Annotated in this window: 20 protein-coding genes; 8 read left to right on the top strand and 12 right to left on the bottom strand. The window is 38.3% G+C overall.

Annotated elements, in window-relative coordinates:
- Positions 1-2: 2 nt before the first annotated feature.
- Positions 3-1121 (top strand): PilT/PilU family type 4a pilus ATPase, encoded by a 1119-nt coding sequence (locus tag J576_RS06085; protein WP_002052019.1) that lies wholly within the window; start codon positions 3-5, stop codon positions 1119-1121.
- 70 nt (positions 1122-1191) lie between these two features.
- On the opposite strand, the gene fur is transcribed toward J576_RS06085, so the two are convergent.
- On the bottom strand, positions 1192-1629 hold the full coding sequence (gene fur, locus J576_RS06090; protein ID WP_002052029.1) for a ferric iron uptake transcriptional regulator: 438 nt from the start codon (positions 1627-1629) through the stop codon (positions 1192-1194).
- 111 nt (positions 1630-1740) lie between these two features.
- Between fur and J576_RS06095 the strand changes: the two genes are divergently transcribed.
- A complete protein-coding gene (locus J576_RS06095) occupies positions 1741-2139 on the top strand; it encodes an outer membrane protein assembly factor BamE (protein WP_001170994.1) in 399 nt (132 codons plus the stop codon).
- Positions 2140-2194: 55 nt separating this feature from the next.
- On the opposite strand, the gene J576_RS06100 is transcribed toward J576_RS06095, so the two are convergent.
- The 10 genes from J576_RS06100 to J576_RS06145 all read right to left on the bottom strand — a co-directional run bounded on the left by J576_RS06100 (position 2195) and on the right by J576_RS06145 (position 12197).
- Positions 2195-2518, bottom strand: a complete 324-nt coding sequence (locus J576_RS06100) for an RnfH family protein (protein WP_002052062.1) — start codon at positions 2516-2518, stop codon at positions 2195-2197.
- Entirely contained in the window at positions 2518-3585 is a 1068-nt protein-coding gene (locus tag J576_RS06105; protein WP_002052061.1) for an SLC5/6 family protein, read from the bottom strand. The genes J576_RS06100 and J576_RS06105 overlap by 1 nt, the downstream gene beginning before the upstream one ends.
- Before the next feature lie 152 nt (positions 3586-3737).
- Positions 3738-4193, bottom strand: coding sequence for a bacteriohemerythrin (locus J576_RS06110; RefSeq protein ID WP_000782976.1), 456 nt, complete (start codon positions 4191-4193; stop codon positions 3738-3740).
- A 252-nt stretch (positions 4194-4445) separates the two neighbouring features.
- The gene (locus J576_RS06115; protein WP_025467937.1) at positions 4446-5294 is read right to left on the bottom strand and encodes a class II glutamine amidotransferase; all 849 of its coding nucleotides are present in this window, start codon (positions 5292-5294) and stop codon (positions 4446-4448) included.
- A 108-nt stretch (positions 5295-5402) separates the two neighbouring features.
- Entirely contained in the window at positions 5403-6185 is a 783-nt protein-coding gene (locus tag J576_RS06120) for a GNAT family N-acetyltransferase (protein WP_004710230.1), read from the bottom strand.
- A 118-nt stretch (positions 6186-6303) separates the two neighbouring features.
- Positions 6304-7212 carry an acetylglutamate kinase gene (argB, locus tag J576_RS06125; protein ID WP_002052003.1) on the bottom strand — a complete coding sequence of 303 codons (909 nt, stop codon included), beginning with the start codon at positions 7210-7212 and terminating at the stop codon, positions 6304-6306.
- Positions 7213-7226: 14 nt separating this feature from the next.
- The gene (locus tag J576_RS06130) at positions 7227-8645 is read right to left on the bottom strand and encodes a phosphomannomutase/phosphoglucomutase (protein WP_002052060.1); all 1419 of its coding nucleotides are present in this window, start codon (positions 8643-8645) and stop codon (positions 7227-7229) included.
- Between the two features lie 188 nt (positions 8646-8833).
- Positions 8834-9286, bottom strand: a complete 453-nt coding sequence (gene dut / locus J576_RS06135) for a dUTP diphosphatase (protein WP_002052045.1) — start codon at positions 9284-9286, stop codon at positions 8834-8836.
- Positions 9287-9310: 24 nt separating this feature from the next.
- The gene (locus J576_RS06140) at positions 9311-11350 is read right to left on the bottom strand and encodes a UvrD-helicase domain-containing protein (RefSeq protein WP_031955816.1); all 2040 of its coding nucleotides are present in this window, start codon (positions 11348-11350) and stop codon (positions 9311-9313) included.
- Between the two features lie 193 nt (positions 11351-11543).
- A complete protein-coding gene (locus J576_RS06145) occupies positions 11544-12197 on the bottom strand; it encodes a YiaD family glycine zipper/OmpA-like lipoprotein (RefSeq protein WP_002052040.1) in 654 nt (217 codons plus the stop codon).
- 245 nt (positions 12198-12442) lie between these two features.
- Between J576_RS06145 and yihG the strand changes: the two genes are divergently transcribed.
- The 6 genes from yihG (at position 12443) to J576_RS06175 (ending at position 16803) form a co-directional block, all read left to right on the top strand.
- Positions 12443-13369 carry a 1-acylglycerol-3-phosphate O-acyltransferase, YihG family gene (gene yihG / locus J576_RS06150; protein ID WP_002051994.1) on the top strand — a complete coding sequence of 309 codons (927 nt, stop codon included), beginning with the start codon at positions 12443-12445 and terminating at the stop codon, positions 13367-13369.
- Between the two features lie 14 nt (positions 13370-13383).
- The gene (locus J576_RS06155; protein WP_004710238.1) at positions 13384-14430 is read left to right on the top strand and encodes a hypothetical protein; all 1047 of its coding nucleotides are present in this window, start codon (positions 13384-13386) and stop codon (positions 14428-14430) included.
- Between the two features lie 121 nt (positions 14431-14551).
- The gene (minC, locus tag J576_RS06160) at positions 14552-15274 is read left to right on the top strand and encodes a septum site-determining protein MinC (RefSeq protein WP_002052013.1); all 723 of its coding nucleotides are present in this window, start codon (positions 14552-14554) and stop codon (positions 15272-15274) included.
- A 70-nt stretch (positions 15275-15344) separates the two neighbouring features.
- Entirely contained in the window at positions 15345-16157 is an 813-nt protein-coding gene (gene minD / locus J576_RS06165; protein WP_001074362.1) for a septum site-determining protein MinD, read from the top strand.
- A 2-nt stretch (positions 16158-16159) separates the two neighbouring features.
- A complete protein-coding gene (minE, locus tag J576_RS06170) occupies positions 16160-16432 on the top strand; it encodes a cell division topological specificity factor MinE (protein ID WP_000896934.1) in 273 nt (90 codons plus the stop codon).
- A gap of 83 nt (positions 16433-16515) precedes the next feature.
- The gene (locus tag J576_RS06175; RefSeq protein WP_002052004.1) at positions 16516-16803 is read left to right on the top strand and encodes a PA4642 family protein; all 288 of its coding nucleotides are present in this window, start codon (positions 16516-16518) and stop codon (positions 16801-16803) included.
- Between the two features lie 49 nt (positions 16804-16852).
- Here J576_RS06175 and rhtC read toward each other — a convergent pair whose 3' ends face one another.
- On the bottom strand, positions 16853-17473 hold the full coding sequence (gene rhtC / locus J576_RS06180) for a threonine export protein RhtC (RefSeq protein ID WP_002052086.1): 621 nt from the start codon (positions 17471-17473) through the stop codon (positions 16853-16855).
- Positions 17474-17562 lie beyond the last annotated feature (89 nt).

Here is a 17562-nt window from a genome sequence, read left to right on the forward strand (position 1 = left end):
TTATGGATTTTAATGACTTGCTCAACCTGATGGTTGAAAAAAAATCATCCGATCTGTTTATTACAGATGGTGTTGCACCATCAATGAAGATTAACGGGCAAATTGTTCCAATTTCAAAAAATAGCCTTTCAGGTGAAGTAATTGGTCAACTCTTACATTCCATCATGAGTGAAAAACAGCGTAAAGAATTTGCAGAGACTCGTGAATGTAACTTTGCCATCATGAACCGCGATAAAACGGCGCGTTTTCGTGTCAGTGCTTTTCAGCAACGTGACATGCCGGGTATGGTACTACGTCGAATTGAAACGAAAATTCCTTCAATTGATGACTTACAGTTGCCGACTGTGCTTAAAGATTTATCGATGACCAAACGCGGCATTATTATTTTCGTAGGTGCAACAGGTACAGGTAAATCGACTTCATTGGCTTCAATGATCAGCCATCGTAACCATAACTCTAAAGGCCATATCATTACCATTGAGGACCCGATTGAGTTTATTCACGAACATGCGGGCTGCATTATTACTCAACGTGAAGTCGGTATTGATACGGACTCATTCGAAATTGCTTTAAAAAATACATTACGACAAGCACCCGATGTCATCTTAATTGGTGAAATCCGTTCTCGTGAAGTCATGGACTACGCAATTGGCTTTGCTGAAACAGGACACCTTGTATTAGCTACAATGCACGCCAACAATGCCAACCAAGCGCTTGACCGTATTATTCACTTTTTTGAAAGTGACCGTCATAGCCAGCTTTACATGGACTTGTCTCTTAACTTAAAAGCCATGATTGCACAGCAGCTTATTCCAACACCAGATGGTAATTCACGCCGTGCAGCGATTGAGATCTTAATTAACTCACCATTAATTTCAGACTATATCCGTAAAGGTGAAATTCATGAAATTAAGGACTTGATGAAACGCTCACGTGAGCTTGGTATGCAGACCTTTGACCAAGCTTTATTCGACTTATATAAAGCAGGCCAAATTACTTATAAAGATGCGCTTAAACATGCCGACTCACCAAACGATTTACGTTTAACGATTAAGCTTGCAAATGAAGGTCCTGATCAAATAACAGACGAAAAACAGCATTTAACTTTTGATCGTCAGTAATTTCTTCATAAAAAAAGGAAGGTTAAACGTAACCTTCCTTTTTTTATTTGTTTTCTTTGTGTGAAAACGATTATTTCTTGCGCAATGCATCCTGACATTCAGGTTCATTACAGTAACCATAGAGATTTAATGAGTGACCCGTTAAGGTAAACCCATGTTGTTCTGCTACAGAATGCTGTTCTTTCTCGATAACATCATTAGTAAATTCAATAACTTTGTTGCAGTTTTGGCAAACTAAGTGATCATGGTGGTCTTCTTGCATAATTTCGAAAACAGAATGATTATTTTCAAAATGATGACGTTGAATAATACCCGCAGCTTCAAATTGTGTTAACACACGGTAAACTGTCGCAAGTCCGACATCTTCCCCTTGCTCTAACAAAGTCTTGTAAATATCTTCAGCGCTAAGATGATGTTGTTTTGAATTTTCTAATAATTCCAAAATCTTAATTCGTGGAAGGGTAACTTTAAGTCCAGCTTTGCGCAAATCTTGATTGGAAATAGGCATGAAAAAAGGTCTCTCAACAAATCTCAAGTTGGAATAGGCAATAGAATTTATATGAAGTATGATCTATCCTTTGATCAAATGCATCATAATTTATTGGGATAGTGTAGCAAAATGCAAAAACTCGTGCTGACGTTATTCGTCACTTCACTCCTAGCTGGTTGTTCAATCTTTGGTGTATATAAGGTTGATATTCCTCAAGGGACTCCATTGACTAAAGCTCAAGCCTCTCAAGTACAGGTCGGCATGAATTTCCAGCAAGTGCGCTTTTTGCTTGGTAGCCCAACAGTGACTGATCCCCTCAATCCACAACGTTGGGACTATATCTACAACTATATCCCGGGAACATATGCTAAAAAAGCGAAAATCCCCGCAGCACATGGTCAGCATTTAAAAATTTACTTTGATGGAACTGGAACCGTAACTAAAATTGAAGGTTTAGAGACTATTCCAGAATCGCAACCAGGTTTACCTGCTTCTAAAGAAGCAATTTTAACTGCCCCACCACTATAATCGTTTTTTCTAATAAAAAGAAACCCCTCAAGTGAAAAAACTTGAGGGGTTTTGCTTATTGAGCTGATTGCTTAAAGCGATTGCCTTTAATGTATCTGCCTACAGGGTTCTTCGCAGCACGTTTTCTACGAATGTCTTTTGGATTAATCGTTAAAGGTCTATAAACCTCAACTCGATCACCTGCATGTAGCACGGCATCAGCTTCTACTTTTACTCCAAAAACGCCGAGCTGAAGTGGTTCAGGCAAATCAACTTGACTTGATAAACCACTGACTTGAACTGCCTGTGAAGCAGTCATTCCCTCTTCAAATGGAACAGAGATTAGAAACTGTTGCTCTGGCGCTGCAAACGCAACCCAAACTTGTTGAATGCGTTCCATTAGATACTTTGCCCAATTACAGCAATCATTGCCACAATAATTGAAAGCGGCAATACGATACGTACAGCAATACGCCATAGGTTATAAAAAAACTCATTGCTGAAATTCATCGATTTACGTAAGTGACTAATTTTCATAATCCAACCTGCAAAAATTGCATAGATCAAACTAATGAGTAAGCCCCAAAGCATAAGAATCAACGTAAATAAGTTATGAAGTTCAGGCACAGCCCAAACTGCAATCGCAACAATAAGAATCACCCATTGTAAAACAGGCATAAGCTGACGCTGAGCAAGTTGTTCTCTTGCTAACTGCACAAATAACGCTGATGTCATCACGCCAGTAAATACCCATGTCAAGACAGGTAATTGAGCTTGAAGCGAGAAGAAGCCAAAAGCAATTACAGCAATGAGCTGAGCTAACCAAATTGGAAGAACAGTTTTAGTTGCACCTTCTTGAGTCTGAACAGTGCCAACACTATTTTGCCAGTAAAGTCCTAAACCTAAACCACTCGCTACAAGCGCAAGTACGGTTGCATTGCCCCACTCTTTAAACTCTACATTGGTCCAATGCCAAGGCTGTAACGTGGTACCCATCATATTTGCCAACACAATAGAAGCGATTACCCCTATGGTCATTAACAAAACAAGAATTTGACGAGGAATAAATGATAAGACCAAGGCAGCAACTGCAAGGCCCGCAAAAATGATTTGACCGGAAACGCCTGGGGCAAACTGCGCAACTAATATATTGCTTGCAGTGCTCAGTACATTACCCGCTAAGAAAGGAATAAAAACAACAGCAAGCCAGCCAACCACGCGCCATTTAGGTGAACTATCTGCTTCACGAGTTAAACTCGATAACGCATTTAAAGCGGTTGTTTTAGATCGTTTTGCTAAAGCAATTTCCAAATAACAAACTGGTAATGCCAATAACAACATTGTGCCAAACCACAATAACCAGAAATCGAGCTGACGATCAATCTGGATGCCCATGGTTGGTGCCAAAGTGGCCATGATGACAAAAGATAAGCAAAACGCCATAAGAGGCGATAACCAACGTGACATAGGTATGTCCTGCATTATGCATTCCTTGAAAAAGTCTTTAGATATTTTGCCCGTCTCATGCATGAAAATCAAAGTCTGCACAATAAAAAAAGCAAACCACCGAAACGATAGTTTGCCGCGCTAACTGTATATTAGAGTTTTTCGAGTTAAATTTATGAGAAAAAACGGGCGAACCAGTTCTTTCCTTTCTTCTTTTCTTTTTCTCTAATAATCCCCATCATATTTTCTTTTACTGCTCCTACATAATCAGCATCATCATGTTGAATATGATTAATTAACCATTTAGCCAAAATTTCTTGTAATTCAGCTTCTATAGTATGCCCCATTTCAAAACGCTCACGATATAACTCTATTTTTTTAATAAACAAGTCATGTACGCGTTTATGAGGTACTCTATATTTATAATCAGCTTCTTCTTGCAAACTTTCTTCAAAGGTAAAATGTGACTGTGTATAATCGATAATATTGTCTAAAACATCTTTAATACGACGTCTATCTTCATCATCTTTTACATCATCAATCTCATTAATATAATCTAGTATTCGTTTATGTTGCTCATCAATAACATCAATACCCGTATTATATTCTGAAGCCCATTTCATTTTCATACACCACCCCCAATGATGTTCAATGACTGTTGCATAAAACGCATCTTATCTTTAAAGGGTATAAATAAAAACAAACCTATTTTGTCGGCTTTATATAAATAAAAATAAATAATTAATTAAGTTTTTGATTTATAAAATATTTAATAATATTAACCGACTAAAACAATAAAGTATTTTTTAAACAGAATACTTTATTGTTAATTAAGTGAAATATATATTAGTCAAGCAATTACTTTTATTTTTACTAAAAATTTAATATTGATCTGCACGAGTAATACGTTTAAGTTCAGGATTTTTTTCTTCACGTATTAATCTTTCAACATGTGTTATTGCTTTTTTTATAGGCTGGCCATGTTGAAATAAAATCATTTCACCAGGTTGATATGCTGTCCAATTTTCATTATGTGTTAAAGGCTCAGTGGTTATTACTGCAACCCGATCTTCAGGAGTCGTTACTTGACTAAAATCGACTTCGACATCTAAATCGATTAAATGCGCATTATTAAATGGATATTCACGAACGAGCCAATGCAATTTAGTAATTGCATAACTAAATAAAGCTTTGCCATTAGATAAACAGAAATTAAATGTGCCATATTCTGCAATTTGTGGAGAAATTTTCTCTAGCACTTCAAATATCTGTTCAAGACTTGGTTCTTCATAGCCAAATACTTCTACAAGCTGGTCTAATAAATAACAAAATGCTCTTTCACTATCAGTATTTCCTACTGGTGTAAAACGCCCACTCAAGGGTGGATTAAAATCATGTAAATCGCCATTATGAGCAAAAATCCAGTGACGTCCCCATAGCTCACGAATAAAAGGATGTGAGTTCTCAAGTGTAATTTTACCTTGGGTTGCCTTACGAATATGCGCGATTACGTTACGTGATTTGATAGGATAATTACGTATAAGATCAGCAATTGGTGATTCAACTGCAGACTGGTTGTCTACAAATAATCGGCATGCCTTGTCTTCAAAAAAGGCTATACCAAAACCATCACTATGGTCAGAGGTAATTCCTGCGCGCTGTGAAAAACCACGGAAAGAAAAAGTGATATCCGTTGGTGTTGCACAATTCATTCCTAATAGCTGGCACATATTGTTTTAAACTTTTCGCTTCATTACCTCATACATACTATTGTGCATGAGAGTAAAATAGCTTGTAAATCCCAATATGCGCTCGCTATTACAAAATATAAGATATCTTTATCGCTGAGCCATTTTGTTCATTACAAAAGAAGTTGCGATTTTATTCACTTCCAAAAATACAAAATAGTCGAGACAATTAAATTCAGCATCAAAAAAGGCATCTTTAGATAGTTTAGACTGCATACTCAAATACATTTGAAACAGTTTCGGCATGCGCTCATCTTGAGGAAAGCTAAACTCAGGATATTCAGGTTCATAAATTTTTTTAGAACGAATATCGATGGTTTTACTGTCTGGTAATTGCTGAATCTGACGGTGCGTATAGTACGCTCTGGCCAAGTTATCTTGCAGATGAATACTGACACAGCCCATTAAATATTTAGCGCGCATTGACCACAACACTTTAGGTGCAAGATTCAACCATAACGTTGAAAGGGCCTTTCCATTACGGAAACGTGGATGTACACAGGTACGCCCTATTTCCAATACATTTGGCAAATGTGATAAGTGGGGAACAATATCAAATTCATGAGCACTATAGCTTTGTGCAATTTCATGGCCCTGAAAGAGTTTGAGGCGTGTATAAGCTACAATCTCTCCCGTCCATTTCTCACGTAATACTGCATGCTCACAGCTAAAGTCGTAAATATCTTGATCTAAGTTATCTTCAAAATGAATACCGAACTGTTTACTAAATTGTTGTGCACGAAACCGTTGTACATCTTGTAATTCTTTTAAATTATCAACCCATTCAAAGCGAAATTGTGTTTGATTCGTAGCCTTATGGCGATTTAGAGGTAAAGTCCACGTTTGGCGATATTGATTAAATTTTTCCAGCATAATGAACGCTCCTAGTGACACCCCCTACACTAGTCAAAGCTCATGACAAAAAAATGACCAAAATTAAATGGCATAAAAAAAGACCACTTAGCGTGATCTTTTAATGAAAATAATAATTTTAGTGGGCTGAATGAGTACGGTTAGAAATGAGCGTACCTACACCATGGTCTGTAAAGATTTCAAGTAATGTCGCGTGCGGTACACGGCCATCAACAATATGAGCACTCACGACACCGCCTTTTACAGCGTCTAGTGCACAACCTACTTTAGGAATCATTCCACCGTAAATCACACCTGTCTCAATTAAACGGTCAACTTCTTGTGTTGTTAATCCGGTTAAGAGATTTTTGTTTTCATCTAATACACCGGTAATATTCGTAAGCAGAATTAATTTTTCTGCACCCAGTGCTTCAGCAACCTTGCCAGCTACTAAGTCAGCATTAATGTTGTAAGTATTACCTTTTTCATCAACGCCTAAAGGAGCAATAACAGGAATAAAGTCACTTTGAGTAAACATCTCCAATACGTCTGTTTTTACCCCAGTCACTTCACCCACCATACCTAAGTCGATATGTTTGATAGAACCGTCTTCTTCGTGCTTTTCCATTAATAATTTACGGGCACGTAAAAGATTGCCGTCTTGACCCGTGAGGCCAATCGCACGTCCACCATGTTTATTAATTAAATTAACAATGGATTTGTTTACGCTACCGCCTAATACCATTTCAACCACTTCCATAGTGGCTTCATCGGTTACACGCATACCGTCAATACGGTCAGACTCACGGCCTAATTGCTTCAAGAAAGAGTCAACTTGTGGGCCACCACCATGTACAACAACCGGGTTTAAGCCTACAGTTTTAAGTAAAACGATATCGCGAGCAAATGAACTTTCCAATTCCGGATCAGTCATCGCATTACCACCGTATTTCACCACCAGCGTCTTACCAGAAAAACGTTGAATATATGGCAAAGCTTCAATCAAGATTTTTGCTTTGTCGACGCCGAGATGCTGATCTTGTGGCATTGCGCCTCTCCTTATTAGGCCTCAGAAAGTTCTTGTGCAATTTGCGGGTAACGCTCTTGCAACATATCAATAAATTTTTGCTGGATTTCCTTTAAACGCAAAGGACTATCAGCGTCAAATCTTACGGTAAAATACTCACCCGTATTTGATGCTCGAATAATGCCAAAACCATCATCAAAATCAAGACGTACGCCATCAATTTTACTAATATGAGCGCCTAAACGATGGCTCAAAATTTCAATGTCTTGCAGTACATGCTTAGGATCTGATTGGTGAGTACTAATATAGGTATCTTCGGTACAGCATCTTTCAGGATAAATAGAAAATAAATCCGAAACTGTTGCCGCACTAGACCCGGTGAAATATTCCATTACACGCAGTGCAGCATATATACCATCGTCATACCCAAAACCACGTCCGTCATTAAACACATAGTGGCCAGCATATTCGCCACCAAAAATGGCTAGGCCTTTGGACTTAGACAAATATGAACGGAGGAAACTGCTACCTGTACGAATCATTTTCGGTTTACCACCGAGTCGCTCTACGGTTCTTTGAACCATAAGCGAACATTTCACATCAAATACAATTTCTTTATCGGGCTGCTGTTCCAGACACATTTGTGCAAATAGCGACAGTAACCGATCAGCTGTAAGTATGTTGGCTTTTTCATCGAGTAATACGACGCGGTCACCATCACCATCAAGCGCAATACCAATATCTGCTCTTTGTTCGACAATTGTTTTACGCAACTCTTTCAAATGTGCAGCATGTGAAGGGTCTGGCGCATGATCAGGGAATTCGCCATTTGGCGTCGTACGTAAGGCAATAACCTCACAGCCCATCTTTTCAAGTACCAGTTTCGCACAGTGCCCTGCCGAACCATGTAAACCATCCAGCACTACTTTTAATGGACGTTTGAGTTGAATGTCGTCAAAGATGGCTTGCTGATATTTTTTGCAAAATTCTGATTTAAATTGAGGGGTTGATAATTCTAATAATGAAATCGGATGAGTAGGAACATAAGTTTGCGCGAACTCACCTACTTGCTGAATCATTTCTGGAGATGGAGGTTCGCTTCTTAAAATCCACTTAATACCATTATCTGATTTTGGATTATGGCTAGCTGTCACCATAATTCCATTACCACCAAACTCACGTGCAATGTAATACATCATCGGAGTTGAGCAACAACCAATGTTTGTAACTGTGAGGCCCTGCTCTACTAATATCTCTTCAATTAAATGCGCATAAGCTGGGCTTGTGAGACGGGCATCATAACCAATGACCAGTTGAGTTTGTTCTGCTTGTTTATATTGTTGTGCCAATCCATAGGCAATTGAACGGACGACATCCGTAGTTAAATAAGAAAGTTTGCCTCTAATATCGTAAGCACGGAAAATATTTTTTGGGAATGAGTGTCTTACATTCATAGCGTATCTTCTATTTAAAGATCAATCTGATCTATCGCAAAAATATAGAGTATTCAAAAAGGTATTTGCTAAAAAAGTTAAAAGAGTATGAGTAAAGCGTGTTGTAATATAATTCATTGTAACATTCAAGGTATAAAAAGAAACACCTGTAAAACAGGCGTTTCTTTTCATTATTTTTTATAAGTTAATTATTGTTTACCAGTGTGACCAAAGCCACCAACACCGCGTAAAGTTTCTTCAAATTCCTCTACTTGTTCAAACTCAGCCTGAACAACTGGGACTAAAACATATTGTGCTAAACGTTCACCTGGTTCTAAACGGAATGTGGTTTGACCACGGTTCCAAACTGAAACCATCAATTCGCCTTGATAGTCTGAGTCAATTAATCCGACCAAGTTACCCAGAACAATGCCGTGTTTATGGCCTAAACCTGAACGCGGTAAAATTAAACCAGCAAAATTCACATCATGAATATAAATTGCCATACCTGTTTTAACTAATACAGTTTGGCCTGGTTCAATATCAATTGCTTCATCTAAACAGGCACGTAAATCTAAACCTGCTGATCCTGCTGTTGCATACGAAGGTAAAGGCCATTCTTTACCTAAACGTGGATCGAGCAATTTAACTTGAACTTTCATGGGATTTCCTAAAAATTAAAAAAATTAACGCTTTAATAAAGCTTTTAAATTTGCCAAATATTGTTGAGCCTGTTCTTTAGGATCAACATTTGCTGCAATTTTCTTTTTACGCCCTAACCATTCGAGTTCGTCTTGTGGAAGCTCATCAAGGAAACGGCTTGGGGGCATTTGTTTCATTTGACCACCATTTTTACGCTGTTCTGCCAAAGTTAAAGTTAAGCCTTGACGTGCACGGGTAATTCCCACGTACATAAGACGGCGTTCTTCTTCAATGGTTTCAGCTGCAATCGAGTTCTTATGCGGCAAAAGCTCTTCTTCAAGTCCCATAATATACACAAATGGGAACTCCAAACCTTTTGCTGCATGCAAAGTAAGTAGGTTTACTTTGTCAGTGTCCTCTTCTTCTTGCTGTTGTTCTAACAAATCGAGCAAGACCAGTTTTCGAATAACGCTTTCAATGTTCTTTTCATCAACATCTTCTGCACGATTAATCAGATTTTGAATACTGGTAAATAAATTCTCGATGTTATCAAGCTTACTTTTCTCTTGAGCAGGTGTTGCAGACTGCTCACGAATATAGTCGATATAACCTGCCTCATTCATCATTTGACGAACTTTAGGCACAGGCTCATCATCTTCTAGCAACTCACGCGTAAATGTCGCGATAAAGTCAGCAAACTCATGCAATTGAGTTTCTGCTTTTTTAGGAAGGACCATGCTTAAGCGTTGGTCAGAAGAAGCACCAAGTAAAGACAAATTATTTTCTTGCGCAAATAAACCTAACTTCTCAAGAGTAACTGGGCCAATTGCACGTTTAGGGGTATTAATAATACGTAAGAAAGCACTGTCATCTTCAGGGTTAATAATCAGACGCAAGTAGCTCATTACGTCTTTAATTTCTGCACGAGCGAAGAATGATGTACCACCAGAGAGCTTATACGGAATCTGCATTTGGCGAAGCTGGGTTTCTAATACACGCGCCTGAAAGTTTCCACGGTATAACACAGCGTAATCTTTCCAGTTCTTACCATTCATAAGTTTATGAGTCAGCAAGTCTTTAACTACGCGTTCAGCTTCATCGTCATCATTACGACAAGTAATAATTCTAATGACCTCGCCATGGCCTTTATCACTCCACAATTTCTTATCAAAAATATGCGGGTTATTTTGAATCACACAGTTTGCAGCTTTCAAAATACGGCTGGTCGAACGGTAATTTTGCTCAAGCTTAATAATATGTAAATTTGGAAAATCCTGTTTAAGCAAAGCCATGTTTTCAGGCTTCGCCCCTCGCCATGCATAAATCGACTGGTCATCATCACCAACGGCAGTAAACTGCCCCATTACACCAACCAATAGTTTCACTAAAATATATTGTGCAGTGTTGGTATCTTGATATTCATCGACCAATAAATAACGAACACGGTTTTGCCATTTATCACGTACCTCTGCATTTTCTTGCAGTAATCGTGTTGGCATAACAATTAGATCATCAAAGTCGACTGCATTGTAGGCACGTAAATTACGCTCATAAAGTTGGTAAAGATGGGCAAATTGAACATCTTCGGGTGTTTCACACGTCGAATGTGCTTGTTCTGGCAAAATCAGATCATTTTTCCAATCTGAGATTTTCTTCATTGCCTTGGCAATTAACTCTTTACTCTCTGCACCTGATAAATTATCGCGATGCATCAGATCCATCAAAATACGTTTACAGTCATCTGCATCCAAAATCGAAAAATTGGCTTTTAAAGGTAAATTTTTAAGTTCTAAACGTAAAAGATTTAAACCAAAAGTATGGAAAGTCGAGACTGATAAACCTTTTGCTTCTTCGCGTGATAAAAGCTTGGTTACACGCTCTTTCATTTCACGTGCAGCTTTATTGGTAAAGGTCATCGCTGTAATACGATGCGCTGGAATACGGCAATGTTGCACCAAATAGGCAATTTTACGAGTAATTACCGATGTTTTACCTGAACCAGCACCAGCAAGCACCAATAAAGGGCCTTGAGTATATTTCATGGCTTCTTCTTGCTTGTCGTTCAATTGACTGGCAGATGACATCGTGTATTACCTCTTAATTTTTCGAGCATGATTATAGTCATCTCTTTTTTAGAATCCCAATAGTAAATCTACGGATATGTATAAATGATGTCTAATAATGCAATTTATGCGCCGCAGAATGTCGTGATTATTTCTTGTACTGCACCCATAAAAAAACCACCCGAAGGTGGTTTTTGAAACAATAAATTAAATCTTATTGTTTAGCATAAATGCTGATTTCTACACGACGGTTTTGTTCACGACCAGAAGCAGTTGAGTTGTCTGCGATTGGGTTAGAAGAACCATAACCTTGTGCATCGATACGGCTTGAAGAAACGCCTTTACCAGCTAAATAGATTTTAACTGATTGAGCACGTGCTTGAGATAATGGAATATTGATAGAGTCATTACCTGTGTTATCTGTGTAACCAGTAACTAAAATCGCACTCTTGTTATCTTCAGCCAATGTTTGCGCTACTTTGTCCAAAGTTGCATAGAAGTTTGGCTTGATGTTTGATTTGTTCGTATCAAAAGTGATGCTACCAGGCATGATCAATTGAACAGAACCATCTGGGTTACGGCCTACTTCTACACCAGTACCCGCCATTTGTTCACGTAATTTTTTCTCTTTTTGGTCAAGATATAAACCACCAGCTGCACCAAGAACTGCACCGATTGCCGCAGCACGGTTGTTTTGACGGCTAGAGTTTGCACTTGATTTAGAAATACCATAACCTGCTGCTGCGCCGATTAATGTACCTAATGCGGCTTTATCGTATTCAATTCCACCAAGGTTGTTACCTGTTGTCTGACAACCAGAAAGTACTACTGCTGCCCCTACGACTGTTGAAATAACTAATGCACGCATTGCATGCCTCCTCACTTTGTGTGTTTTGTTGTCTGGATGAATAATGAAACAAAAAGGAAGTATAAAACATTGATATTTTGTTAATAATAAACAGTTTAGTTAGTTTTTTGTAATATTTTGATGCACTTTAAGACGTGCACTCATCACAATTTCTTCATTGTTGTCTAAGATACCGTTGTATTTCATTTCATGATAGTTATAGTTGAACAACTTTCTATGGATTTTGGATATTCGGGGCCATTTATATGTCAACTGCACCCAATAAGCAATCTGCGCTAAAAAAAATTACACGTGGACTCACTGTCGGTACAGTCATTACAGGTAGCACCTTTTTTCATGGACCACCTGTATTGGCTTTGGGTTTAACCAAGTTATTTAAAAAATCATCCAAAGTAGATGAAACCAACATTCAAATTACAAATAGCTGGCTCAGTGTCAACAATTGGCTCATTGACCATGTTCTACCTAATTTAAAATGGGACATTACGATCGACGAAGGTCTTGATTTAAGTATGCAAGGCCGTTACTTAATGACTTGTAACCATCAAAGTTGGGTTGATACGACTGTAAACCAGTATTTCGGCTTAACCCGTATGCCACTTACCCGTTTTTTTACCAAGTGGGAACTCATCTTTATTCCATTCGTTGGTCAAGCCTTTAAAATTTTAGGCTTCCCAATGATGAAACGTCATACCAAAGAGCAAATCGCGAAAAACCCTGAATTAAAAGACCGCGATATGATGGAAGCACGTAAAGCATGCGAACAGCTCTTAAGCCAACCTTTTACATTATTAAACTATTTGGAAGGTACACGCTTTACTCAGGAAAAACATGATCAACAAAATTCGCCATATAAACACTTACTAAAACCTAAAGCAGGTGGTTTGGCACTGGCTTTAAATATTTTAGGCGACAAAATTGATGCTTTAGTTGATATGACGATTGTTTACCCTGACGGTGTACCAGGTTATGGCGATTTCTGGTTAGGTGATGTTTCACAAATTGCGGTAAATCTTCGTAAAATTGAAATACCAGCTTGGGTACTCGGCGGTAACTACGAAGATGACCCAGTTTACCGTGAGCGTTTTCAACAATGGGTACATGAACTCTGGACTGAAAAAGATCAACTCATCGAACAAATGAAAGCTCGATATACTACTTCAACTCATTAAAAGCATTTATAGCTATGCAAAACAGTTCCAGAAAACAAGCACAATATTACCATATGGACCCAAACAGCATTTCATTTAAGCTGTTTTTGGTTTATGACATCTTTATGGTGTTTATTATTATTTTCAATCTGTTCTGTCTTGCAGCAAATTTCTTTTTAATGAGCAGTATTGGGGCATGGTTTTTCGAACATATTCACTTGCCCCAAGTACTCAGCTTTTATAAAACCTATTTACACCCATGGGTAATTACGACAGAAGCTTGGTTTATTGGCTTTTTAATTACTGAATTTTTTGTCCGTTGGGGCATTTCTATTGTTTATAAACACCATAAACGTTGGTTCTTCTTTCCATTTATTCACTGGTATGAAATTTTAGCCATCATACCGCAATTGCGTTTTTTACGTTTGTTTCGTGCCGGCATTATTGCCTATCGCTTATATGAATTAGGCTATCCGGTTATTCCTGAAAGCTGGAGAAAAAACGGTTTATTTTATTATCGTGTCGTTATGGAAGAGCTATCTGATCGCGTGGTTATTACGGTTATTGATGGCATTCGTAATGAGCTTCAAACAAGCTCAACACATAAGCAAATTATTCATGAGCTGGTTAACCATCATCGTGAACAATTTACGGTTACCCTGACCTCCATATTACAAGAATCCTTAGCTACAGCATTAAAAGAACAAAAGCCCGCAATTACAAAAGGTGTTGGACAAATTGTTGATCAAGCCATAGAAGATACGCCAGAATTAACCCAATTATTACGCTTAATTCCTTTAGTCGGAGGCCGTATTGAACAGCAAATACAAAGTATTGGTCAAAGACTTGGGGAAAATATCAGTGCAGGTTTAATTGAACCTTTAATTGAAGGGTCAAAAGAACAGCCCAATGCAACTTATCAATTAATTTCAGAAAAAATAAGTAACGTGAATATTAATAACCGTGAGCTTGAACAACTTGTAGAGTCTGTAGTATTTGAAAGTCTCGAAGCAATTCGCAAACAAGTTAAAGTCAAACAGTGGCAACAAACCCTTGCGGAGCATGATCGAATCAAAGAATAAGCATTTACTTAATTTTTTATGAAACACGCTAGAGAATTGGCACGATTTGTTCTAGCATTTGCTCTATTTACAATAAACTTAACGATATTACAGCTCGTTTTAACGCCTTGAAGGAAGACTTATGGCTGATATCCGGATTACCGGCAGAATGGTTAACTTTAGCAGGATAACCTTCGATACGAATGATCATGATGTGATCCGCCAGCAATTATCAAATATTCTAAATGAAGGTTCCTATCAGGGAACTGTCGTTATTATAGATAGTACTGTTGAGCAAGAGCTCATTGCTTTAATTCAGTTGTTAGTCAGCTTAGGTTTACAGCCTATGGCGGTTATTGACGGTATTTTAGGTGATGAAGCACGCGCCATTCAGTTCCCTGTATTACCGGCAGATCAGCCATTACAACGCATTAAAGCAACTGCGGAGCAAGTTGCAATTGTAGAGAAAGCTGCCCCTGCACAAGCTTCAACAGAAACAAAAAAACCACTAAATAATAATGCAGTTGCCCATATTACCTCTTATCATGATGAAATTTTGCGTACAGGCCAATCTCTTGTACAAGACCAAGGCGATATTATTTTAAAAGCTGGCATGAATAGTGGATCTGAAGTGATTGCTTCAGGAAATATACATATTTATGGCACGGTTCGTGGTAGAGTCATTGCTGGTGCGGGTGGGCACGCTGCTGCACGCATTTTTTGCCAATCTTTAGAGGCTGAACTCGTTTCCATTGCCGGAACATATTGTGTCGCAGATGATATCCCTAAACATGTGGTAAAAAAGCCAGTACATATTTATTTAAATGAAAAGCAAGAGCTTGAATTTGAAGCTCTAGAACTTTAGTTTATTAAGCAAATCACCAAAAAACAGCCCTTTTAAGGGTGTATGTATGACCATAATAGGAGTGGATTCGGTGGCCAAAATTGTTGTCGTAACATCAGGCAAAGGTGGTGTAGGTAAAACTACAACGAGTGCATCTTTTGCAACAGGTTTAGCCCTTCGTGGTCATAAAACTGTTGTGATTGACTTTGATGTAGGCTTACGTAACCTTGATTTAATTATGGGGTGTGAGCGTCGTGTTGTTTATGATTTCGTCAATGTAATTAATAATGAAGCACGTCTGCAACAAGCCCTTATTCGCGATAAAGATATCGAAAACCTTTACATTTTGCCGGCTTCACAAACCCGTGATAAAGATGCTTTGAGCGACGAAGGTGTTGCTCGTGTAATTGATGAGCTTTCTCAAGAATTTGATTACATTATTTGTGACTCACCTGCGGGGATCGAGCGTGGTGCGATTTTAGCAATGTACCATGCAGATGAAGCAATCATTGTGACAAACCCTGAAATTTCTTCAGTACGTGACTCTGACCGCATCATCGGAATGTTAGACAGCAAAACTAAAAAAGTTGAACACAACGAAGGACGTATACGTAAGCATTTATGTATTACACGTTTTAACCCTGAACGTGCTGACCGCCAGGAAATGCTGACGATTGATGATATTTCTAAAGATATTTTACGCGTACCGACATTAGGTGTTATTCCTGAATGTCCAAGTGTATTACAAGCATCAAACGAAGGTAAGCCAGTTATTCTGTACTCAGAAACTAAAGCTGGCCAAGCGTATGATGACTTGGTTGCTCGCTTTCTTGGCGAAGACCGCCCTTATCGACACATCACAGCTCAACCTAAAGGCTGGTTAGCACGACTATTTGGAGCGTAGATATGGCAGGATTCTGGAGTAAATTATTTAGCAGTGAAGAAAAACCATCAAGTGCTCAAACTGCCAAAGATCGTTTAAAAGTTATTGTTGCATCAGAACAAGGTTTAGGCCGTCGTTTAAGTCAAGACAAGATTGACCAAATGAAGAAAGAAATCATGCAGGTGGTCAGTCGCTATGTAAGCGGTGTAGGCGAACAGCATATCCAAATGCAAGTTCGTTCTGAAGCAAATATCGAAATGTTAGAAATGAATATCAATTTACCTGAAGAACGATAATTCTATTTCTGACTATTCAATAAATCAGAATCAAGGCAAAATAACGCAAGTTATTTTGCCTTTTTTAAAATGAGGAGATTGTCATGGCATTATCACAGCCAGCAACTTTCAATGAAGAATGGTCCGATGAGCGTGTTTTTGTCTACCTCAACCAACTTCCTCCAAATGGTGTGAATGCAGACTTTCATGTGCTCTACCATGCTTTCAAACATATGCGTCCAAATGACTATGAACGCCTTTTGACTAAATTCGTTGCAGATGGACGAGATATCAATGCAACAAATCCGGAAGGCGAACGCATCCATGACGTAATTGCTAAGTTTCCGCGTCAATCAGCGCCGTTTTTAGAAGTTTTAGCAAAATTTGCTTAAGCTTAAGAATAAAAAAAGCCTCTTTAAGAGGCTTTTTTATTGTCTGAATTTACCGGTTTCCAATCAAGAAAATACCAAACACGGTGAAAATACCACCTGAAATCCCATCAATCCATTTTGAAAAATTACGGTAAGCCACTCTGAAACTCGGTAATGAGAAAATAAAAGTCACAAAGCAGAACCATAAAATCGTTTCAACCGACACAATAATAAAAAGCAACCAATGAACTTGATCAAGCTGAGGGTTAGCTAAAAATAAAGAGAATACACTACCAAAATAAATCACGGCTTTAGGATTCGATAAATTGGTGAGTAATCCCTTCATAAAAAATAAGTAAGGTGCTTTAGGCAACTCAACAGCTGTAACCTCTTGCTGCTGATCTTTTGAAAATGCTGAACGCAACATTTGATAGCCTAACCAACATAGGTATAAACCACCTGCGATGAGTAACCCTTGCTTTAACCAAGCCATTTTCTCAAAAATAATATTTAAGCCCATCAATGCTAAAGAAGCCCAAAACATAACACCTGCTGTTATTCCTGCCACAACCAACATGGCTTCTTTACGAGAGCGGCTCACTGCGGTCTGCGATACCAGAAAAAAATCAGGCCCGGGAGTAATAAGCGCACAAAAATGAATAAAAGCTAACGTAATTAACGCGACTAACATGTTGTCCTCCTGATTTGTTTCATTGTTTTTTATTTAGAAACACACATTAGCATTTTTTACTATTTGATAAAATCTCAAACTACAACTGA

It is taken from the genome of Acinetobacter sp. 766875 (genome assembly GCF_000582055.1).
Taxonomy (GTDB): domain Bacteria; phylum Pseudomonadota; class Gammaproteobacteria; order Pseudomonadales; family Moraxellaceae; genus Acinetobacter; species Acinetobacter nosocomialis.